Below are 20,838 nucleotides of genomic sequence, written 5' to 3' on the forward strand. Positions count from 1 at the left end.
CCTTGACATTAGGGCTACCCGAGTCATCATGTGGCAACGACCTTTTCGAGCATGTGACACGGTTGGCGTTGCGTTTCATACGGTTTCGTCGGGCAGGGCAAACTGGGCAGGGCCCGAGTTACGCGGGAATCAACTCGACGCCGGCGAGCGCCACCGCGTCGTCACGCTCTGGTGCGGTCACCGTCGCGACGAACCCGTCGCCGTTCTTCCAGACGCTGGCCTTGAGTGTCTCGCCCGGGAACACTACGCCGGCGAACCGGGCGCCATAGCTTGCGACCCGGGCGGTGTCACCGTCGAGCAGGGCATCCACCATCGCTTTGCACGTCATGCCGTAAGTGCACAGGCCGTGCAGGATCGGCCGCGGGAAGCCGGCAGCTGCTGCGAAGTCGGGATCCGAGTGCAGCGGATTGCGGTCGCCGCACATCCGGTAGAGCAGCGCCTGCTGCGGTGACACCGGGATCGAGAGTTCGAAATCGGGCGCACGCGGTGGCGGCTCCGAAGACCCAGACGGACCCCGCTCACCACCGAAGCCGCCTTCGCCGCGGGCGAAGATCGAACGCTTCTGGGTCCACAGCGGCGTGCCGTCGGGCGCGGTCACCGTGGTCTCCGACCAGATCACCGCCGCCTTGCCCTTGTCCCAGATGTCGGTGAAGCGCGTGACCGCGATACCGGTGCCGGCCGGCGGGATCGGCCCCGGCACTGACACCGCTTCGCTGGCGTGCAGCACCTTCGACAGCTCGATGTCGATGCCGGGGAACTTCACCGTCGGCGGCTCGGTCATGTGGAAGCTCTGCGCGACGTTGCCGAATGTCGGCAGTACCTGCGGGGTTTCGTCGGTCAGGTAGCGCAGTTCGCGCTTGTCCGTCGGGTCGGCGCCGGCGCCCAGCCCGAGGTGGTAGAGCTGAATGTCGCTGCTTGTCCAAGAGAACTCGGCGGCAGGAAGTTCCGCGCCGAGCGCCTCGTCGAGATTGATGGGCATCAGTTCTTCCCCGCTATGTGTAGTGCGGCAAGGTATCCGAACGTCATCGCGGGGCCGATGGTGCCGCCCGGACCCGGGTAGGTGTGGCCCATCACCGGCGCGCTGACATTGCCTGCAGCATAGAGCCCTTCGATCACGGAGCCGTCGTCGCGCAGCGCACGGCCGTGCACGTCGGTGACCACGCCGCCCTTGGTGCCCAGATCGCCGGGCACCATCTTGGCTGCGTAGTAGGGCGGGTGGCTGATCTCGCCGAGGTTGGGGTTGGGCTTGTTGGTCGGATCGCCGTAGTAGCGGTCGTAGGCGCTCTCGCCGCGCTTGTAGTCCTCGTCGACGCCGGACCGGGCGAAACCGTTGAAGCGCTCGACCGTTTCGGTGAAAGCCTGCACGGGCAGACCGGTCTTCTCGGCCAGCTCCTCGAGCGTGTCCGCTGTGACGATCACGCCGGACTCCAGCCACTTCTTCGGAATCCGTTGGCCAGGTTGCAGTCCGGCGAAGATATAGCGGTCGCGGTACTGCTGGTCGAACACCAGCCACGCCGGAATGTTCTCGCCGGGTCCCGGCCCCTGCCCGTACTGGCCGCCGTACATGTGGTGGCAGGCCTCGACATAGGGCATCGACTCGTTCATGAACCGCTTGCCCGCCATGTTGACGATGATCGAACCCGGCGAGTTGCGTTCCGACAGCGCGAACCACGGTGCGCCAACCAGTGGAACGGTGGGGCCCCACCAGGCGTCCTCCATGATGTCGAGCGCGGCGCCCAGCTTCTCGGCGGCGATGATGCCGTCACCCGTGTTCGCCTTGGCGCCGACCGTCCATTCGGTGGTGATCGGGGCGCGCTGGTACTTCACCCGCATCTGCTCGTTGTGCTCGAAGCCACCCGAGCCGAGGATCACTCCGCGGCGAGCCCGGATCAGTTCGGGCTCAGCGGTTTCCGACGCGCTGGCATCGCGTACGTAAATCCCCCGCACGACGCCGTCTTCGACGTAGAGGTCGGTCAGCGCGGTGTTCAGCCGCACGGGCACGCCCGCGTCGCGCAGGCCGATGCGCAACGGCGCGATCAACGCGCGTCCCATGCCGACGAGGTTCTTGCCGGTGGCCTTGGCCCACATCGTGCGCGCACCGACCTTGAGGCTGCGCAGCACACCGCGGGGGTGACGCTTGAGCTGGTTGAGCCGAACGTAGTCCTGCTGCATGACGACCACGTTGAGCGGGACCTTGCCGTACGGCGGCTCCAAGCCCGGCAGATCCGGCCCGAGCTTCTTCGCGTCGAACGGCTTGGGTTCGACTGAGCGGCCCGTCGGCTTGCCGCCCGGTGTCTCGGGGTAGTAGTCGGAGTAGCCCGGCACCCAGCACAGCTTCAGCGGCGAGTGCTCCAGCACGAAAGACAGCATCTCCGGACCGCGGTCGAGATAGGTGTCGATCTTCTCTGCGGGCACGACGTCGCCGATGATGTTGTGCAGGTAGGTGCGGGCGGCGTCGGCCGTGTCTTTGACACCGTCGCGCTTGAGCACCTCGTTGTTCGGAATCCACACACCGCCACCTGACCGCGCAGTGGAACCACCGTAGTGCGGAGCCTTCTCGACGACTACTGTGGAAAGTCCCTGGTGGGCTGCGGTGAGCGCAGCGACCATGCCGGCCGCGCCGGTGCCCACCACGACGACGTCATACTCCTGACCGCTCATGTAGAACACGTTATAGAATCGTCCGGCAGACCCACAACCGCGCCGGTCAACAGAACAAGGGGACTTCATAAGAATGCTCAGTGACCAGGTGCGTCAGGAGCTCGCCGCCGACCTCGCGCAGGCCGAGCGCAGCCGGGTTCCGATCGCACCGTTGACCGACGGGCATCCGGACATCGACGTGGTCGATGCCTACGAGATTCAGCTGATCAACATCCGCCAGCGGGTGGCCGAGGGCGCCAAGGTCATCGGTCACAAGGTCGGATTGTCGTCGAAGGCCATGCAACAGATGATGAACGTCGACGAACCCGACTACGGGCACCTGCTCGACGAGATGGCCGTGTTCGAAGACAGGCCGGTCAAATCTGCGGACTACCTCTACCCGCGCGTCGAGGTGGAGGTGGGCTTCGTCCTCGCCGACGACCTTCCCGGCGCCGGTTGCACCGAGGATGACGTGCTCGCCGCGACCGCGGCGTTCGCGCCCGCGATCGAGCTGATCGACACCCGCATCAAGGACTGGAAAATCAAACTCTGCGACACCATCGCCGACAACGCGTCGTCGGCGGGCTGGGTGCTCGGGGAAGCCAGGGTCTCACCCAAAGACATCGACATCACCGCGATCGATGCCGTCCTCACCCGCAACGGCGAGGTGGTGGCGAAGGGCCGCAGCGATGCGGTGCTCGGCAACCCGGTGACCGCGGTGGCCTGGCTGGCACGCAAGGTCGACAGCTTCGGCGTCCGCCTCAAGGCGGGTGACATCGTGTTGCCGGGGTCGTGCACCAAGGCGTTCGACGCCACACCCGGCGCCGACTACGTCGCAGATTTCGCCGGGCTGGGCTCGGTTCGTTTGAGCTTCGAATAGGTAGGGAGACACAATGGCCGGACAGGCCGGGAAAAGCACCGTCGCGATCGTCGGATCGGGCAACATCAGCACCGACCTGCTGTATAAGTTGCTGCGCTCGGAATGGCTCGAGCCGCGCTGGATGATCGGCATCGACCCGGAGAGCGAAGGTCTGGCCCGCGCCCGCAAGCTCGGGTTGGAAACGTCGCACGAGGGCGTGGACTGGCTGCTGGCCCAGGACGAGAAGCCCGACATGGTCTTCGAGGCCACCAGCGCCTACGTGCACCGCGACGCCGCCCCCAAGTACGCCGAGGCCGGCATCCGCGCCATCGACCTCACCCCGGCCGCGGTCGGGCCCGGCGTGATTCCGCCGGCCAACCTGGACGAGCATCTGGATGCGCCCAACGTCAACATGGTCACCTGCGGTGGTCAGGCCACCATCCCGATCGTGTACGCGGTGAGTCGTGCGGTCCGCGACATCGGTGGGGTGCCCTACGGCGAGATCGTGGCGTCGGTGTCGTCGGCGTCTGCAGGCCCCGGCACGCGGGCCAACATCGACGAGTTCACCAAGACCACCGCTGCGGGTGTGCAGAACATCGGCGGCGCCCAGCGCGGCAAGGCGATCATCATCCTCAACCCGGCCGAACCGCCGATGATCATGCGCGACACGATCTTCTGCGCCATTCCCGAAGACGCCGACCGGGACGCCATCGCGCAGTCCATCAAGGATGTCGTCGCCGAGGTGCAGACGTATGTCCCCGGCTACCGGTTGCTCAACGAACCGCAGTTCGACGAGCCCTCGGTGGTCAACGGTGGCAACCATCTGGTCACCACGTTCATCGAGGTCGAGGGTGCGGGCGACTATCTGCCGCCCTACGCTGGAAACCTGGACATCATGACCGCAGCGGCGGCCAAGGTGGGCGAGGAGATCGCCCGGAAACAGGCTGGGGCGAGCCTCTCCGTATCGACAGGAGGCCAGGCATGAGCGTCACCGAACAGATCTACTTCAACCCGATCTGGGACGTCCGGATGACGGACACGTCGCTGCGCGACGGCAGCCACCACAAACGTCACCAGTTCACCAAGGACGAGGTGCACGGGATCGTTGCGGCGCTGGACGCCGCGGGGGTGCCGGTCATCGAGGTCACCCACGGTGACGGGCTGGGCGGGTCCAGCTTCAACTACGGGTTCTCGAAGACGCCGGAGCAGGAGCTGATCAAGCTCGCCGCGGAGACCGCCAAGGAATCCAAGATCGCGTTCCTGATGCTGCCGGGTGTCGGCACCAAGGAGGACATCAAGGAGGCGCAGAACAACGGCGGGTCGATCTGCCGGATCGCCACGCACTGCACCGAGGCCGACGTGTCGATCCAGCACTTCGGGCTGGCCCGCGAACTGGGCCTGGAGACGGTCGGCTTCCTGATGATGAGCCACACCATCCCGCCGGAGAAGCTGGCCGAACAGGCGCGCATCATGGCCGACGCCGGGTGTCAGTGCGTGTATGTGGTCGACTCCGCGGGCGCGCTGGTGCTCGAGGGCGTGCGCGACCGGGTGGCGGCGCTGGTCGCCGAACTCGGAGACGACGCGCAGGTCGGCTTTCACGGCCACGAGAACCTCGGCCTGGGCGTGGCCAACTCGATCGAGGCGGTGCGCGCGGGCGCCAAGCAGATCGACGGCTCGTGCCGCCGCTTCGGCGCGGGCGCGGGCAACGCGCCGGTCGAGGCGCTGATCGGGGTGTTCGACAAGATCGGCGTCAAGACCGGCATCGACTTCTTCGACATCGCCGACGCGGCCGAAGAGGTCGTCGCGCCCGCGATGCCCGCCGAATGCCTGCTGGACCGCAACGCGCTGATCATGGGCTATTCGGGGGTGTACTCGAGCTTCCTCAAGCACGCCATCCGCCAGTCCGAGCGCTACGGCGTGCCGGCACACAAGCTGCTGCACCGCGCCGGGCAGCGCAAGCTGATCGGCGGCCAGGAGGACCAGCTCATCGACATCGCGCTGGAGATCAAGCGCGAGCAAGAGGCCGCGTCGGCGAGCTCCTGAACCGCATTTGTGAATCTGACGACGTTCTTCCGGATTTTTCGTCGCCAGGTTCACAATCGGCCGCGATGACGACCCGCGAACAGGCTCAGGCGATCCTCGAGCGGTTGGCCGGGCCGCGGGCGAGTCTGCGCGACGACCAGTGGGCCGCCATCGAAGCGCTGGTGGTGCACCGGCGGCGCGCCCTGGTCGTACAGCGCACCGGCTGGGGTAAGTCCGCCGTCTACTTCATCGCCGCCAAACTGCTGCGCGCCGACGGACACGGCCCGACCGTGATCGTGTCACCGCTGCTGGCGCTGATGCGAAACCAGGTGGCCGCCGCCGAGCGGGCCGGTGTGCACGCCGCGACGATCAACTCGAGCAACGTCGCCGACTGGGACGACATCCACCGCCGGGTACGCGGCGGCGAGCTCGACGTCCTGCTGGTCAGCCCGGAACGGTTGAACAATCCGGACTTTCGCGACGCGGTGTTGCCCGCGCTGGCGCGCGATGCCGGGTTGGTGGTCGTCGACGAGGCGCACTGCGTATCGGACTGGGGTCATGACTTTCGGCCCGATTACCGACGGATCCGCACTCTGATCGCCGAACTCGGCGCCGACGTCCCGGTGCTCGCGACCACCGCGACCGCCAACGACCGGGTGGTCGACGACGTCGCGGCGCAGTTGGGCGTCGGCGGCTCCGAAGCCGGCAGCACTCTGGTGCTGCGCGGTGGGCTGGACCGGGAGTCGCTGCGCCTGTCGGTGGTCAACGCCGGCAACCCGGCGCAGCGAGCGGCATGGCTTGCCGCACACCTGGATTCGTTACCCGGTTCGGGCATCGTCTACACCTTGACCGTTGCACAGGCACACGACGTTGCCGCATTGCTGCGCGAGCAGGGGCATCCCGTGGCGGCCTATACCGGTTCCACCGAGGCCGCCGAACGCGAACAACTCGAGGCGGACCTGCTGACCAACCGCGTCAAAGCGCTGATCGCGACGTCGGCGCTCGGCATGGGATTCGACAAACCCGACCTCGGCTTCGTCGTGCATCTCGGCGCTCCGTCCTCGCCGATCGCTTACTACCAGCAGGTGGGCCGGGCCGGCCGGTCGACAGAGAGCGCCGAGGTCGTCCTGCTGCCCGGCAGAGAAGATCAGGACGTCTGGCGGTACTTTGCTTCGGTCGCATTTCCACCAGAAGCGGTGGTGCGCAAGGTGATCCGAGAGCTGGATCGGGAACGCCCGCAGTCGACAGCCGCGCTGGAACCACTCGTCGATCTCAATCGGACCCGGTTGGAGATGGTCTTGAAGGTGCTCGACGTCGACGGTGCGGTGCGGCGCGTCAAGGGCGGCTGGGTCGGCACCGGCCAGGAGTGGACCTACGACGAACCGCGTTATCGCAAGCTCGACGACGCGCGCAAGCGGGAACAGCAGGCGATGCTCGACTACCAGGCCACCGACCGCTGCCGGATGGCCTTCCTGCGGGCTCAACTCGACGATCCCGCCCTCACCGACGGCGAGCGTTGCGGCCGCTGCGACAATTGCGAGGGACCGCGGTACGACGCGGCCGTCGACACCACGGCAGAGGAGCGCACCAGAGCGTCGCTCTTGCGTCCTGGGGTGGAACTCACGCCTCGCAAACAGTGGCCGTCCGGATTGAGCAGGATCGGGATCGATCTCAAGGGCCGAATCGGCGATGGCCCCGCTTGCGGCCGGGCCATCGGCAGACTGACCGATCTCGGCTGGGGAGCCCGCTTACGACACCTGCTCGACGCTCCGGATGCGGAGGTGCCCGGGGACATGGTCCAGGCCGCGGTGCAGGTGTTGGCCGCGTGGGACTGGGAGACCCGCCCGACCGCGGTGATGGCGCTGGATTCACACGCGCACCCGATGTTGATCTCGTCACTGGCGCGAGAACTCGCCCGCCTCGGCCGACTGACCGACCTGGGTGTTCTGCAGTACGCGCCCGGGCGCAGGCCGGTGACCGCGGCGAACTCCGCCTATCGGGTCGCCGCGCTGTGCGACGCGTGGACGGCGCCCGATCCGGCACGGATCGCCGCGGCCGGTGGGCCGGTGCTGCTCGTGGACGACGTGGCCGATACCGGGTGGACGCTGACGATGGCATCGCGGCTGGTGAGGGCCGCGGGCGCGCCGGCCGTGCTGCCGTTCACGCTGGCGGGCGTGAGCTGACGTGGCGAAAGTCTGACTCCGCCGGAATACGGCGCCTGGCCTGGGGTTGTTTAGGTCGCCCCCGAGGCCGGTTACGCCTTCGGGAGCGGCCACCGGGTCGCAGACTGAAGGAGTGATTCGATGAAGATGTCCGTTACGACCGTGCGACGCGGCCTGTACGGCATGTTTGCAGGCGGTCTTCTCGCATTCGGTTCCGCCGCGATCGTCGCACCCGTTGCCAGCGCCCAGCCGGCCCCTGCGCCGGCGCAGGACAACACCTGCAGCGTGAGCGCAATCGCCAACACCGCGAGCACGGTGTCGGCGTCCACCAGCAACTACCTCTCCTCGCACCCCGAGGCCAACGAGGCGCTGACGGAGATCGCCACGCAACCGCAGGAGCAGGTCACGGAGGCGTTCCGCACCTACTTCGCGGAGAATCCGCAGGTCGAGTCCGAGCTCAAGGCGATCAACGAGCCGGCAGCCGCGATCTCGAGCCAGTGCGGCATCGAGGTTGAGCCGACGCCGATTTCAGAGGCGTTGACTGACGTCTGAATCGGTTGATTGACCAGTACGACATCAGAAGCTCACCGCGCCGGCTCCGGTCGGCGCGGTGAGTTCTGCGATTTGTGCACCGCGAGCGGTGAGCGCTCCAGAACGTGCACAAGTTCGTTACCGGGAAGTGTTTACGCTCTTCACTCCGCCCAGTTGCGCGGTGACCGCATCGGCCGTTGCCACCACTGCCCGTGCCCGCTCGGTAATTTCGTTGTCAGTCAACGACTTTCCGATGTGCATCGACGCGACCATGACTTGCCGTTGGTAGTGGTCGTACACCGGCGCGGAGATCACGCTGATGTCGTGTCGTCTGCGGGCGCCCGCGGTCTCGGCGCGCAGATACACCCGCTCGCCGATGTCGGATACCAGTTCGCCGAGCAGCGCGCGCAACTCGTCGGGCAGCTCGGTCGACATTCCCGCCATCAACGAATACAGCCGCCGCCCGCCGGGTGTCAGCCGTTCGACGAGGTACCCGTGCGCGCGGCATTCGGCGATCACCCGGTTCAGCCGCTCGGTGTCGGTGCGCAACGGGATTGTCGGCTCTTTGGCCAACCAGTCGCGTTGCGCCTCGTCGTCCCAGAGCACGAACATCAGCCCGACCGGCGGCGCGAACGGGTAACTCTGGCCGACCACGACGCCGGGCCTGGTGCCGGGCGGCGCGACAAGGTCGAGCAGCGTGATCCGATCGTCGATGACAGCCGACAGCGCGGCGGTGACCCCGTAGCGGGACGACAGCCGCCGTAGCTGCTCGCGGGCGGCTGGGCTGACGCGCAGCGACTCCTGCGCTTTGTGGCCGAGCGTGATCAGTGACGGACCCAGCCGGTAGGTCTTGTCGCCGGGGTCGCGCACGAGGTAGCCCGCATCGGAGAGCGTGGTGACGATACCCAGGCAGGTCGGCTTGCTCAGCCCGAGGCGGCGGGCCAACTCGGAGACACCGAACCGCTGGTCGGGGTGGCCCGCGAGGTAATCCAGGATGCGCACCACGCGTTCGGTCGGCGGCGACGCGCGACCGGTGGCTCTCGCGAAATCAACACCAGGGTCGTGATCGTGCAACGAATCACCACCCTGGTGTGAGTCTCGCGGACGATCCAGGCCGGCCATGCGGGACAACCTACTCTACGTTCCATATTTGGACCAGCTCGTTCTATATATTGACTACCGCTAGAACGCGTTCTAGTTTCAGGGGGTGTACTCGCAGCCATTGGTAGACGCGATCGCCGAGGCCGAACGCCTCGTCACGCAAGCGCCGTTCATCGAGTCCGAGGCCGACCTTCTTGAAGGCCTGCAATACCTGGCCGGCTGTGTCGCCGCCTGCACGCACCTGGCGTTCGACTACGACCGCGACCACCCGTTCATGCAGTCCGGCACCGGACCGTTCACCAAGATGGCCCTGGACAACCCCGACACGCTCTATTTCGGCACCCGCGTCCAGCCCGGCCACGAGTACGTCGTCACCGGAAAACGCGGTACCACCACCGACCTGAGTTTCCAGATGCTCGGCGGCGAGTACACCGACGACAACGTGCCCGTCAGCCAGGCAGCGTTCGACGACCGCGAACTCGACATCGCCGCCGACGGCACCTTCGAGTGGCGAGTCACGCCAACCAGCCCGTCGCAGTTGCTGGTACGTGAGGTGTACAACGACTGGTCGGCCCAGCGCGGCTACATCAGCATCGCGCGTACCGACACCGCGGGCACCGCGCCGCCGCCGCTGACCAAGGAGACGATCGAGAAGCGGTACGCGGTCGCGGGCAAGCAGTTGGTGCAGCGGATCAAGACGTGGCTGCAGTTCCCGCAGTGGTTCTACAACAACCTGCCGGTCAACACCATGGTGGCGCCGCGGCTCACCCCCGGCGGTCTGGCCACCCAGTACTCGTCGGTCGGGCATTTCGACCTGAGCCCCGACCAGGCGATGGTCATCACGCTGCCGGTGCCCGACGCGCCGTACCTCGGCTTCCAGCTGGGCAGCCTGTGGTACATCTCGCTGGACTACATCAACCACCAGACGTCGCTGAATGGCACTCAGGCACAAGCGGATCCGGACGGCAAGATCCGCATCGTGGTGTCCGACGCCAATCCCGGCGTGACGAACTGGTGCGAGACGCTCGGCCACGCCAAGGGATACCTGCAGTTCCGCTGGCAGCGACTGTCGCGCGAGCTGACCGAGGCCGACGGCCCGACGGTCGAGATCGTCGAAGTCGACAAGGTCTCCGAAAACCTGCCATATTACGAGTCGAACAAGATTTCCGAGGAAGACTGGCGCGCGCGGATCGCGCTGCGGCAACAGCAGATTCAGAACAGGATGGTGGGCTGACGATGGCGGGTACGCTGGATGGCCTGCTTAAGGACAAGGTCGTCGTCATCAGCGGCGTCGGTCCCGCACTCGGCACCACGCTCGCGCGGCGGTGCGCCGAGAACGGCGCCGACCTGGTGCTCGCCGCGCGCACGGTCGAACGACTCGAGGACGTCGCCAAGGAGGTGACGAACCTGGGCAGGCGCGCCCTGTCAGTGGGCACCGACATCACCGACGAGGCCCAGGTGCGCAACCTCGTCGAGGAGACCATGACGGCGTACGGCAAGGTCGACGTGTTGATCAACAACGCGTTTCGGGTGCCGTCGATGAAACCGTTGGCCGACACCACCTTCGAGCACATGCGGGACGCGATCGAGCTGACGGTGTTCGGCGCGCTGCGATTGATCCAAGGCTTCACTCCCGCGCTGGCGGAGGCCAACGGATCGGTCGTCAACGTCAATTCGATGGTGGTGCGCCACTCGCAGGCCAAGTACGGCGCCTACAAGATGGCGAAGTCGGCCTTGCTGGCGATGTCGCAGTCGCTGGCCACCGAACTCGGTGAGCAGGGCATCCGGGTGAATTCCGTACTGCCCGGATACATCTGGGGCGGAACGCTGGAGAGCTACTTCAGCCATCAGGCCGGCAAGTACGGCACCACCGTCGACGAGATCTACAAGGCCACGGCGGCTGCGTCGGACCTCAAGCGGCTGCCCACCGAGGACGAGGTGGCCTCGGCGATCCTGTTCATGGCAAGCGATTTGTCCAGTGGCATCACCGGACAGGCGCTCGACGTCAACTGCGGGGAGTACAAGGCGTGAGTGCGCGTACTGATGTCGGCACGGTCGAGGATCTGCATGCCTCGGCCACCAAGGCGTGCGGGCTCGACGACTTCGGCAGCGATGACGACAACTACCGCGAAGCGCTGGCGGTGCTGCTCGAGTCCTACCGAAAGGACGCCGATCTCACCGAGTTCGGCAGCAAGATGCAGCGGTTCTTCGTGCGCAACGCATTGGTGGCCCGGCTCGTGAGCGAGGCGGCGTTCAAGCAGTACCCCGAGCATGCCGACGTGCCTGTCGAGCGGCCGATCTTCGTCACGGGCCTGCCCCGCACCGGTACCACCGCCATCCACCGGTTGCTGGCCGCCGACCCGCGACACCAGGGCCTCGAGATGTGGCTGGCGGAGTTCCCGCAGCCGCGCCCACCCCGCGAAACATGGCTGGACAACCCGGTTTTCGCCGAGCTCGACGCCCGGTTCAAGAAGGCGCACGAGGAGAACCCGGACTACACCGGCCTGCATTACATGACCGCCGACGAGGTCGAGGAGTGCTGGCAACTGCTGCGTCAGTCGCTGCACTCGGTGTCGTACGAGACGTTGGCGCACATTCCGACCTACGCACACTGGCTGGCCGAGCAGGACTGGACCAAGCCCTACCAGCGGCATCGCCGCAACCTCCAGTTGATCGGCCTGAACGAACCCGAGAAGCGCTGGGTGTTGAAGAACCCCAGCCACCTGTTCGCGCTCGACGCATTGTTCAACACCTATCCGGACGCTCTGGTCATCCAGTGCCACCGGCCGGTCGAGACGATCATGGCGTCGATGTGCTCGTTGGCCCAGCACACCACCGAAGGTTGGTCGAACAGCTTCACCGGCGAGGTCATCGGCCGGGACGCGATGGAAACCTGGTCGCGGGGTTTGGAGCTGTTCAATCGGGTTCGCGCCGAACATGATCCGGCGCAGTTCTATGACCTGGACTACTTCGAGTTCGTGAAGGACCCGGTCCGTACCGTGGAGAACGTGTACCGGCACTTCGACATCGACTTCACCGAGGACGCGCGAGCCGCGATGGAACGCAGCCACGAGGAGAGCAAGCAGGGCCCGCGCGCGCCCAAGCACACCTATTCGCTGGCCGACTACGGTCTGAGCGACGAGCAGGTCAAGGACCGGTTTGCGGGGTTGTGACCTTCTCCGCGAGCAGACGCATAGTGCCTCTCTTTCGCAGCGTTTCGGGGCAATTCACGTCTGCCCGCGGGTGTTCACGCCGTCGTGTTGGCCAGCGTATCAATACGTTTCAACGCTTCCTCGGCCAGTGAACGCACGTCGTAGCCGTTGGCGGGGCCACATGTCGAGATCTCGACGGCCGCGTTGTGCGCGGCGACGAATGCGCTGTCACATGCCCAGTCGTCGCCCTTGAACGACCACAACAGGATCTCCGGCGACTCTGACTCCATCGGCGGTAGCAGTTCGAAGGCGTACTCGCGCTCGCTCATGCTCGTCACCAGAAACGTCTTACCCCGGCATGATTCGATGGACTGGCGCGCTGCAGCCAATGCGGCTCCGGCGTCGAAGTCTGCCCGATACACGCCTACCATCTCTTCGATGTATGTCTCCGGCTGGTCGACGTACCAGTGGCCGCCGTCGTACGCCGCGGGGTGGTGATCGACGATGAACGGCGGATCGACCTCACGTGCGACTCCCGCGCAGTCCTGGGGTTCGACGGAGACGAACAGGTTGCCGTCGGCCTTGGCGACCTTCGAACTCAACAGCTTGCCGACCTGTCCCGCAGCGATCGGTGCGACCGGCAGTTCGGCCGTCGGCTGCGGGCTGTCCACCACGCGCGTGCAGGCCGCGACGACACCCATCGCGAGCAGACAGAAAGTGACCCAAAATTGCCGCATTTCAGGGCACTTTACGTCTTCTCGCGGGAAGGGGGCTAGCGCGAGATATCGCTAGCCGTCGCCCGGGGAGGGGGCCGACGACATCTCCTCGAGACAGCCTTCGGCGACGGCGTGCTTGATGCTGTCGGCCAGCCTCGGACAGGCCTTCGCGCGGGCCGGATCACCGCCGGATTGCCGAATCTCGTTGAAGTACGCGCAGCGCTGCGACGCTTCGGCGTTCCACTGCACCGATGTGTGAGCCGCCCCGAGCTTCTTGACATCCACCGAGACGTGGCAGAACCGGCAGTCGACCGACACCAGGCCCGACTTGAGATAGCGCTCACGGTCGCGCTGCGTGGCCTCCCTCAGTGCCGCGGCGCGGTCCGCGCCGAAAGGCGGTGCCTTCCAGGTGCTTCCGGGCCTCGGCTCACCACCGTGGCCGTGGTCGTGGTCGTCGTCATGGCCGCCGTGCAGCAACAACATCGCCCGGGCCAGCCGGTCGACGTCGGCGGGGCCGACAATCTGGCCGGAGTCGGCGGGGCCGACAATCTGACCGGAGTCGGGAGCGTCTCGGCGCGGAGTCATGAGCTCGCTTGGTCGGCCTTTTCTTTCTCGTCCTTCTGTTCGGCCTGCCGCTTGAGGTTCTCCTCGACCTCGACGTGCCACTTCTCGTTGGCCGCTGTGGTGTCGACCTCGATCTCGAAGCGGTCGGTCATATCCGGCGTGATGTCGGCGACGTCGACGTAGAACTGCTGATACCAGCGCCGCATCTGGTAGACAGCGCCGTCTTCCTCGACGAGCAGCGGGTTGTCGATGCGGGTCTTGTGCTTCCAGATCTCGACGTCCTGCAGGAAGCCCTTGCTGACGCCCTCGGTGAACGTGTTCGCCAGTTTCTCGGTCATCTCCTCGTCCAGGCCCTTGGGCTTCTCGACGATGACGCCCCACTGCAGCATGAACGAGTTCTGGGTGACGGGGTAGTGGCAGTTGATCAGGATCGACTCGGCCTTGTAGCCGCCGTAGTTGTTGTGCAGCCAGTTGATCATGAACGAGGGACCGAAGTAGGACGCCTCGGAGTCGAGATGCGCCTCACCGTACGTGGTGCCCATGTCGCTGATGTCGGGCCGACCGACGTTGTGCAGGTATTGCGAGGCGATATGGCCCTCGAAGACGTTCTTGAAGTACGTCGGCAGCCCGTAGTGGATGTAGAAGAAGTGCGCCATGTCGGTGACGTTGTCGATGATCTCCCGGCAGTTGGCGTTCTCGATCAGGATCGAGTTCCACTTCCAGTCGGTCCACTCGTCGCTCTCGACCTCGGGGATATCGGGGATCCGGACCTCGGGTTGCGGTGGGTTGCCCTCGTGGTCGTTCCAGACGAACAGCAGGCCGCCGCGCACGTCGGTGTGCCAGGCGCGAGTGCGGGCCAGTCGCGGTGTGCGCTTGGCGTAAGGCACCAGCTTGCATTTGCCATCGCCGCCCCAGCGCCAGTCGTGGAACGGGCACGCCACCTCATCGCCCTTGATCGTGCCCTGGGCGAGGTTTCCGCCCATGTGGCGGCAGTAGCCGTCGAGCACTTTCACGTCGCCGTGCGAGTCCGCGAAGACCACCAGCATGGTGCCGAAGATCTCGACGCCGTGCGGCTTCCCGTCCAGGTAGCTCTCCACCGGGCCCAGGCAGTGCCAGCCTCGGGCATACCGGTCGGGCAGAGCGCCGGTGTCGATCTCGCGAATTCCCGCACTGTCGGTAGTCACGGTGGGCCTCCCGTTATGTGTCTCTAACTAGAACACGTTACAGTTTTTCCCGCGCGGCGCGCAATCCAAACGCCTCTACCTGCGGTATATCCAGCGGTATAACCAAACGATGCCGTTGTACTCCTTCGAAGGCCGCGCTCCGACGATCGATCCGGACGCGTTCATCGCGCCCACTGCGACGCTGGTGGGTGACGTACACGTGGAGGCGGGCGCGTCGGTGTGGTTCAACGCGGTGCTTCGCGCCGATTTCGCGCCGATCGTGATCCGTGAGGGCGCAAACGTCCAGGACGGCTGCGCTTTGCACGCACCGCCGGGGATTCCCGTCGACGTGGGGCCAGGCGCGACGGTCGCGCACGCGTGCGTGGTGCACGGAGCACACATCGGCGCGCAGGCGGTGCTCGCCAACCACTGCACGGTGCTCGACGGCGCGGTCATCGGAAAGCGCAGCCTGATAGCGGCACACTCGCTGGTCATCGGTGGCACGAAGATCCCCGACGAGGTCGTGGTCACCGGGTCGCCCGCGAAGGTGCGCGGCCCGATCGCGGGGACCGGCGCGGAGATGTGGGTGAACACCAATCCCGGCGCGTACCAGGAGTTGGCTCGCAGGTACTCGGCGTCACTGCAGCGCGTCGACGACGAGCGCTGAGTCACTGCGATCGGCTGAGCCCGGTCCGCAGCGCGATCTGCTGCATTTTTCCGATGTTGATGACGAACTCGTCGGTGGTGGCGTCGCCCGGTGCGCTCTCGAATTCCAGGCGTACCAGCGCGGGACCTTGCGTGAACAACAGCAGCGTGGCCGCCTTGGTGCCGTCGGGGGACATGCCGATGGCCATGGTGCCGTCGGTGCCGACCGGGGCCGGTCGTGGAGTCGCGCCGGCGACGACCGTGCCGATCGTCGGCAGCGCCTCACGCAACGTCGTGGTCGCCGTCGCGGCGTCGGGATAGATCACGATGGCGTCGGAGATCGCCCGGGTGTCGTCCTGGTTGACGAAGAGCGCACTTGCGCCCGGCAGCCCGTCGGGACCGCCGGGGGTTGTCGAGCGCACCGCGAAGGTGTCCTCGGCATCGCTGAGGTCTTCTGGACGAAGCAGCAAACCGCTGTAGTCACCCTCGGGTGCCGCGTCGCCGGTGGGGCTGGTGGTCGGGGCCGGCTGCGCCTGTGAGGTCGTGAAGGCGGGCAGGCGTGGAGCGCCGCCATCGGGTGCCGGCCCCGATGATTCACAGCCGGCCCCCGCGGCGCATACCAGCGTCGCGAAAGCGATGGCGGACAAAGACTTCCGATATGAATTACGGCGGTTCGCAGGCATTCGATCTTCGTTTCGTGACGTTCGTTGCTGAACAATCGGTCAAACACCCAAGGTACCGGCGCGGGGCGATACGGTGGTCAGATGACGATTGGCAACGTCGCGGCCCTCTGGCGGTATCCGGTGAAGTCGCTGGGCGGCGAGCAGGTCGACCGCATCGAGATAGGACCGCGGGGGCTGCACGGCGACCGGCTGTGGGCCGTGCGGGACCTCGAACGCGACGTCACCGCGTCGGCCAGGCGCATACCGGCGCTGCTGACCGCCACCGCCCGCTACGCCGCTCCACTCGCGGCGGATGCAGGGCCCGGCAACGTGCCCGAGGTCGAGATCACCTTTCCCGACGGCACCGTCATGTCCAGCAATGACGCCGGTGTCCATTCGAAGCTGTCCGAAGTGGCCGGCCGCGACGTCCGGTTGACCGCGCTGCCGCCGGCCGAGGACACCAGCCTGCATCGGCTGAGCAAGCACGAGCGTGACAACATCTCGATCGCGACCTACCGGCAGGACTTCGGCATCACCGAAGACGAGGGGTTCCCGGACGTCTCGATGTTCCGGATGTCCGATCTGGCCATGCTGGCCCGCTACTCGACGCCGCCGGGGATGTTCGTCGACCTGGCGCCGGTACATGTGATCAGCCAGACGAGCCTTGCCACGATCGGCGGGGCAGTGGGCGCCGACGTCGACGTACGCCGGTTCCGGCCCAACGTCGTTCTGACGCTCGATGATTCCGACGACGCACTGCCCGAATCACACTGGACGGGAGGGCAACTGACGGTGGGCGGCGCGGTGCTCGAGGTCACCATGCCGACGATCCGCTGTGTCGTGCCCAGCCGCCCCCAACCCGGTCTCGAGGTCGACCGCCGCATCACCCGCGCGGTCGCGCAGCGTGCGCAGCGGTGCCTCGGCGTGTACTGCTGGGTGCAGACCGAAGGCGTTGTCCGGGTGGGGGATACGGCCGACGTGCGCACGGCTGCGAGGCCACAGCGAATCCTCGCCGACGCGACCCGGCGCGCGAAGCGGTTGACGTTCGGGCTGGCGACGTCGGCGGCGGACCGCTTCTCGCGCTAGATCTTTCGAGCGCTGGCGGTCGCTCGGTCGAGTTCCCAGTACGCGCGCAGCGCGACGATCCTTCCGGCATCGTCGACTCGGTAGGTGAACACGCCCTCGGCCGTCACCTCGTATCCGGCGGACCGGATCACGATGTTGCCGACGTTGGCTTCCTCGTTGCCGCACTGATACGTCTGCTCGAAGTTGAACGTCAGTTCACTCGGTGCGATCGCCTTGTCGTAGAACGCGGCAATGGCTTCCTTACCGCGATGGCCCTTGCCCTCCGGATCGAAGTGCGAGGGGCCGATGGGATCCTCCACGACGGCGTCGTCGGCGAAGTTGTCCAGCCATGCCTGCTTGTCGTGCGCGATCGCGGCCTCGCGTGAGCGCTTGCCCGCCAGGTGGACCGGCGCGTCCGGATCGGTGACGGTCATCGGTCAGTCCTGCCAGCCCGAGTGTATGTAGGTGTCGGCGAAGCGCTTCATCGCGTCCTTCTTCTTCTCCAGCGGCGCGTCGAAGCCCAGACCCTCGAAGACCCACGGGATCACGATGTTGTCGGTGACGCCGGCCTCGGCGAGTTCGCGGTGCCCGTCGACGCCGAACTTGTCGATGCACACCGCCTGATACTCGAACGGCGCCTCGGCACGACCGTATTCGGCGAGCAGCGCCTTGAGCTTGGTGATGGTCTCGGCCAACTGGTCGCCGGTCATCATCGCGCTGGTCCAACCGTCGCTGACCCGCGCCGCGCGTTTGAGCGCCACCTCGGTGTGACCGCCGACGTAGAACGGCACCGGCTTGCTGGGCGCGGGGCTCATCTGCAGCTTGTCGAAGTCGTAGAACTCGCCGTGGAACTCCACCATGCCACCGGCCAGGACGAGCTTGATCACCTCGATCATCTCGTCGACGCGTTTACCGCGCTTGGCGTACGGCTGGCCGCACCACTCGAACTCCTCGGGTGCCCAGCCGATTCCGACGCCGAAGCCGAACCGGTTGTTCGTCAGGTTCGCCACCGAGCCGACCTGGCGTGCCAGCAGCAGGGGGTTGCGTGAGCCGAGCTTGAGCACGTTGGTGTAGAACCGCAGCGTCGACGTCACCGCACCCATCGCGGCCGCGGCGATCAGCGGGTCGACCCAGGGGGTCTCCGCGTTCCACATCCGCGAGCCGTCCGGCGTGTACGGATAGTCGGTCGACTGCTTCTCCATGTAGAACAGCGAGTCGGGCAGTGCGATCGCGTCGAACCCGACTTCCTCTGCCGTCTTGGCAATCTCGATGAGCTCCTCGACTGGGCCCATCGCGACGCTGCAGGTGTATTTCACGACTGGGCTGCCGGCTTGTCGGAACCGACGACCCACATCGAGTAGTACTGCGAGCCGCCGCCGTAGGCATGGCCGAGCGCCTTACGGGCATCGGGCACCTGATGGTCGCCCGCCTTGCCTTGGACCTGCCTTGCGGCCTCGGCGAAGCGGATCATGCCCGATGCGCCAATGGGATTGGATGACAGGACCCCGCCCGACGGGTTGACCGGCAGTCTGCCGCCGATCGCCGTCTCACCGGCTTCGGTGAGCTTCCAGCCTTCGCCCTCCGGCGCGAAGCCGAGGTTCTCCAACCACATCGGCTCGAACCACGAGAACGGTACGTAGATCTCGGCGGCGTCGATCTCGTCGATCGGGCTGGTGATGCCGGCCGCCTTCCACAGCGCCTTGGCCGCGTCGCGGCCGGCCTGCGGGTTGACCTGGTCACGCCCGGAGTAGGCCAGCGGTTCGGTGCGCAGCGCGGTGGCGTGGATCCACGCCACCGGATTGCCTTCGGCCACCTGGCGATCCGCGGTTTCTTCGTTGCCGATCACGACCGCGCACGCACCGTCGGACGACGGGCAGGTCTCGTCGAACCGGATGGGGTCCCACAGCATCTGCGAGGCCATCACCTTCTCCAGCGTGATGTCGGGCTGGTGCAGGTGCGCCAACGGGTTCTTGGCGCCGTTGAGCCGGTCCTTGACCGCGACCATCGCGCCGATGTGGTTCGGCGCGCCCGAGCGACGGATGTAGGCGCGCACGTGGGGGGCGAAGTAGCCGCCCGCGCCCGCGCCGACCGGCTTGGTGAACGGCACCGGAATGCTCAACGCCCACATGGCGTTCGACTCCGACTGCTTCTCCCACGCCATGGCCAGCACCCGGCGGTACTTGCCCGACTGCACCAGCGACGCGGCGACGACGCCGGTCGACCCGCCCACCGAACCGGCGGTATGCACGCGGATCAGTGGCTTGTTGGTCGCGCCGACGGCGTCGACCATGAACAACTCGGGCATCATCACGCCCTCGAAGAAGTCGGGCGCCTTGCCGACCACTACGGCGTCGATGTCGTCCATCGTCGAACCCGAATCGGCCAGCGCCTTGTCGATGGCCTCACGCACGAGGCCGTTCATCGACACGTCCTGGCGCTTGGCGACGTACTTCGTTTGCCCGGTGCCCAGCACCGCTGCGAGTTGGCCCGCCATTTCGTTACTTCCCTTCCAGGACGGCGACGAGATTCTGTTGCAGCGCAGGCCCGCTCGTGGCGTGGGCCAGCACCCGCTGCGCGGAGCCGTTGAAGATGTGCTGGGCGGCGAAGCCGATGCGCTCCAGCCCCGCCGAGAACATCGGATTGGCCGCCAGCGCGCCGCCCGACGGGTTGATCTTCGTCGTGTCGCCCAGGCCGATCGCCTCTTTGAGGATCAGGTGCTGATGGCTGAACGGGGCGTAGATCTCGGCCACCTCGATCGAACCGGCGTCGCCGTTGGTGGCCGCGTCGGCCGAAGCTGTCGTCGACGGCGAGGTGGTCAGGTCGCGGGCGCCGAGCACGGGGGTTTCGATGCGGTGCTCGAATCCGGTGATCCAGGCCGGGTTTTCGCGCAACTCACGGGCCCGGTCGCCGGCGGCGAGCACGATGGCCGACGCGCCGTCGGTGATCGGTGCGATGTCGTGGCGGCGCAGCGGATCGGCGAAGTACGGCCTGGACAGAAGCTCGTCGATGGACTTGGCCGGTTTCTCGCTGTCAGTGCGTCCGGCGGCCGCCATGGAGTCCAGTGCGACCTGGGCCATCTGCTCGGCGGTCCACTTGCCCGCGTCGAGACCGAATCGGGCCTGCAGGCCGGCCATCGACACCGTGTCCGGCCACAGCGGCGCGACGGTATACGGGTCGGTCTGCAGCGCGAGCACCCGGCGCAGCGTGCCGGCGCTGGACTTGCCGAAGCCGTACACCAGCGCGGTGTCCACCTCGCCGGTCAGCAGCTTGATGTAGGCCTCGTACAGTGCCCATGCCGCGTCCATCTCGACGTGAGACTCGTTGATCGGTGGCACCGCGCCGATCGAGTCGATCGCCGAGATGAACGAGAACGCCCGGCCGGCAAGGTAATCCGAGGAGCCCGAGCACCAGAAGCCGATGTCGGTCTGCTGCAGGCCGAGCTCGTCGTAGAGCTGGTGGAAGCACGGCATCAGCATCTCGACGCCGTTGGTGGTCCCGTCGGTGCGGCGCACGTGCGGTGCATGCGCGAATCCGACGACAGCGATCTCAGTCATTT

At 66.5% G+C, this 20,838-nt stretch carries 21 protein-coding genes; 10 read left to right on the forward strand and 11 right to left on the reverse strand.

The window, feature by feature from the left end; translation table 11 throughout:
* Window positions 1-118: 118 nt before the first annotated feature.
* The gene (gene chsH3, locus AU187_RS24420; protein ID WP_059101598.1) at window positions 119-979 is read right to left on the reverse strand and encodes an enoyl-CoA hydratase ChsH3; all 861 of its coding nucleotides are present in this window, start codon (window positions 977-979) and stop codon (window positions 119-121) included.
* Window positions 979-2,661, reverse strand: a complete 1,683-nt coding sequence (gene kstD, locus AU187_RS24425) for a 3-oxosteroid 1-dehydrogenase (RefSeq protein ID WP_059101832.1) — start codon at window positions 2,659-2,661, stop codon at window positions 979-981. The genes chsH3 and kstD overlap by 1 nt, the downstream gene beginning before the upstream one ends.
* A gap of 73 nt (window positions 2,662-2,734) precedes the next feature.
* Here kstD and AU187_RS24430 point away from each other — a divergent pair, with 73 nt between their 5' ends.
* The 5 genes from AU187_RS24430 (at window position 2,735) to AU187_RS24450 (ending at window position 8,235) form a co-directional block, all read left to right on the forward strand.
* Window positions 2,735-3,520 (forward strand): 2-keto-4-pentenoate hydratase, encoded by a 786-nt coding sequence (locus tag AU187_RS24430; protein ID WP_059101597.1) that lies wholly within the window; start codon window positions 2,735-2,737, stop codon window positions 3,518-3,520.
* Between the two features lie 13 nt (window positions 3,521-3,533).
* Entirely contained in the window at window positions 3,534-4,484 is a 951-nt protein-coding gene (locus AU187_RS24435; RefSeq protein WP_059101596.1) for an acetaldehyde dehydrogenase (acetylating), read from the forward strand.
* Entirely contained in the window at window positions 4,481-5,542 is a 1,062-nt protein-coding gene (gene dmpG, locus AU187_RS24440) for a 4-hydroxy-2-oxovalerate aldolase (RefSeq protein ID WP_059101595.1), read from the forward strand. Before AU187_RS24435 ends, dmpG begins: the two co-directional genes overlap by 4 nt.
* A gap of 65 nt (window positions 5,543-5,607) precedes the next feature.
* Window positions 5,608-7,704 (forward strand): RecQ family ATP-dependent DNA helicase, encoded by a 2,097-nt coding sequence (locus AU187_RS24445; RefSeq protein WP_059101594.1) that lies wholly within the window; start codon window positions 5,608-5,610, stop codon window positions 7,702-7,704.
* 120 nt (window positions 7,705-7,824) lie between these two features.
* A complete protein-coding gene (locus tag AU187_RS24450; protein WP_059101593.1) occupies window positions 7,825-8,235 on the forward strand; it encodes a heme-binding protein in 411 nt (136 codons plus the stop codon).
* Between the two features lie 117 nt (window positions 8,236-8,352).
* Here the strand turns inward: AU187_RS24450 and AU187_RS24455 are convergent, their stop codons facing one another.
* On the reverse strand, window positions 8,353-9,336 hold the full coding sequence (locus tag AU187_RS24455; RefSeq protein WP_082684057.1) for an IclR family transcriptional regulator: 984 nt from the start codon (window positions 9,334-9,336) through the stop codon (window positions 8,353-8,355).
* An 85-nt stretch (window positions 9,337-9,421) separates the two neighbouring features.
* Here AU187_RS24455 and AU187_RS24460 point away from each other — a divergent pair, with 85 nt between their 5' ends.
* The 3 genes from AU187_RS24460 to AU187_RS24470 are packed head-to-tail and all read left to right on the forward strand — an operon-like array spanning window position 9,422 to window position 12,488.
* Window positions 9,422-10,549 carry a hypothetical protein gene (locus tag AU187_RS24460; protein ID WP_059101592.1) on the forward strand — a complete coding sequence of 376 codons (1,128 nt, stop codon included), beginning with the start codon at window positions 9,422-9,424 and terminating at the stop codon, window positions 10,547-10,549.
* Between the two features lie 14 nt (window positions 10,550-10,563).
* A complete protein-coding gene (locus AU187_RS24465; protein WP_156425654.1) occupies window positions 10,564-11,346 on the forward strand; it encodes an SDR family oxidoreductase in 783 nt (260 codons plus the stop codon).
* On the forward strand, window positions 11,343-12,488 hold the full coding sequence (locus tag AU187_RS24470; RefSeq protein WP_059101590.1) for a sulfotransferase family protein: 1,146 nt from the start codon (window positions 11,343-11,345) through the stop codon (window positions 12,486-12,488). The genes AU187_RS24465 and AU187_RS24470 overlap by 4 nt, the downstream gene beginning before the upstream one ends.
* A gap of 74 nt (window positions 12,489-12,562) precedes the next feature.
* On the opposite strand, the gene AU187_RS24475 is transcribed toward AU187_RS24470, so the two are convergent.
* The 3 genes from AU187_RS24475 to AU187_RS24485 are packed head-to-tail and all read right to left on the reverse strand — an operon-like array spanning window position 12,563 to window position 14,931.
* Window positions 12,563-13,204 (reverse strand): sensor domain-containing protein, encoded by a 642-nt coding sequence (locus AU187_RS24475; protein ID WP_286132157.1) that lies wholly within the window; start codon window positions 13,202-13,204, stop codon window positions 12,563-12,565.
* Between the two features lie 51 nt (window positions 13,205-13,255).
* A complete protein-coding gene (locus tag AU187_RS24480; protein ID WP_502687792.1) occupies window positions 13,256-13,768 on the reverse strand; it encodes a hypothetical protein in 513 nt (170 codons plus the stop codon).
* On the reverse strand, window positions 13,765-14,931 hold the full coding sequence (locus AU187_RS24485) for a 3-ketosteroid-9-alpha-monooxygenase, oxygenase component (protein ID WP_059101589.1): 1,167 nt from the start codon (window positions 14,929-14,931) through the stop codon (window positions 13,765-13,767). Before AU187_RS24485 ends, AU187_RS24480 begins: the two co-directional genes overlap by 4 nt.
* 109 nt (window positions 14,932-15,040) lie before the next feature.
* Between AU187_RS24485 and AU187_RS24490 the strand changes: the two genes are divergently transcribed.
* Window positions 15,041-15,577 (forward strand): gamma carbonic anhydrase family protein, encoded by a 537-nt coding sequence (locus tag AU187_RS24490; RefSeq protein WP_059101588.1) that lies wholly within the window; start codon window positions 15,041-15,043, stop codon window positions 15,575-15,577.
* A 1-nt stretch (window position 15,578) separates the two neighbouring features.
* On the opposite strand, the gene AU187_RS24495 is transcribed toward AU187_RS24490, so the two are convergent.
* Complete coding sequence (locus AU187_RS24495) at window positions 15,579-16,238, reverse strand: hypothetical protein (RefSeq protein ID WP_059101587.1); 660 nt, start codon at window positions 16,236-16,238, stop codon at window positions 15,579-15,581.
* 81 nt (window positions 16,239-16,319) lie between these two features.
* On the opposite strand from AU187_RS24495, the gene AU187_RS24500 reads away from it, so the two are divergent.
* Window positions 16,320-17,303, forward strand: coding sequence for an MOSC domain-containing protein (locus tag AU187_RS24500; RefSeq protein ID WP_059101586.1), 984 nt, complete (start codon window positions 16,320-16,322; stop codon window positions 17,301-17,303).
* On the opposite strand, the gene AU187_RS24505 is transcribed toward AU187_RS24500, so the two are convergent.
* The 4 genes from AU187_RS24505 to AU187_RS24520 are packed head-to-tail and all read right to left on the reverse strand — an operon-like array spanning window position 17,300 to window position 20,836.
* On the reverse strand, window positions 17,300-17,716 hold the full coding sequence (locus AU187_RS24505; RefSeq protein WP_059101585.1) for a nuclear transport factor 2 family protein: 417 nt from the start codon (window positions 17,714-17,716) through the stop codon (window positions 17,300-17,302). The two genes, AU187_RS24500 and AU187_RS24505, sit on opposite strands and share 4 nt — an antisense overlap.
* Window positions 17,717-17,719: 3 nt before the next feature.
* Window positions 17,720-18,598 carry a TIGR03619 family F420-dependent LLM class oxidoreductase gene (locus AU187_RS24510; RefSeq protein ID WP_059101584.1) on the reverse strand — a complete coding sequence of 293 codons (879 nt, stop codon included), beginning with the start codon at window positions 18,596-18,598 and terminating at the stop codon, window positions 17,720-17,722.
* Window positions 18,595-19,776 (reverse strand): thiolase family protein, encoded by a 1,182-nt coding sequence (locus tag AU187_RS24515; RefSeq protein WP_059101583.1) that lies wholly within the window; start codon window positions 19,774-19,776, stop codon window positions 18,595-18,597. Before AU187_RS24515 ends, AU187_RS24510 begins: the two co-directional genes overlap by 4 nt.
* Before the next feature lie 4 nt (window positions 19,777-19,780).
* Complete coding sequence (locus AU187_RS24520; RefSeq protein ID WP_059101582.1) at window positions 19,781-20,836, reverse strand: thiolase family protein; 1,056 nt, start codon at window positions 20,834-20,836, stop codon at window positions 19,781-19,783.
* Window positions 20,837-20,838 lie beyond the last annotated feature (2 nt).

The organism is Mycobacterium sp. IS-1556 (assembly GCF_001499985.1).
In the GTDB taxonomy this organism is placed as follows: Bacteria; Actinomycetota; Actinomycetes; order Mycobacteriales; family Mycobacteriaceae; genus Mycobacterium.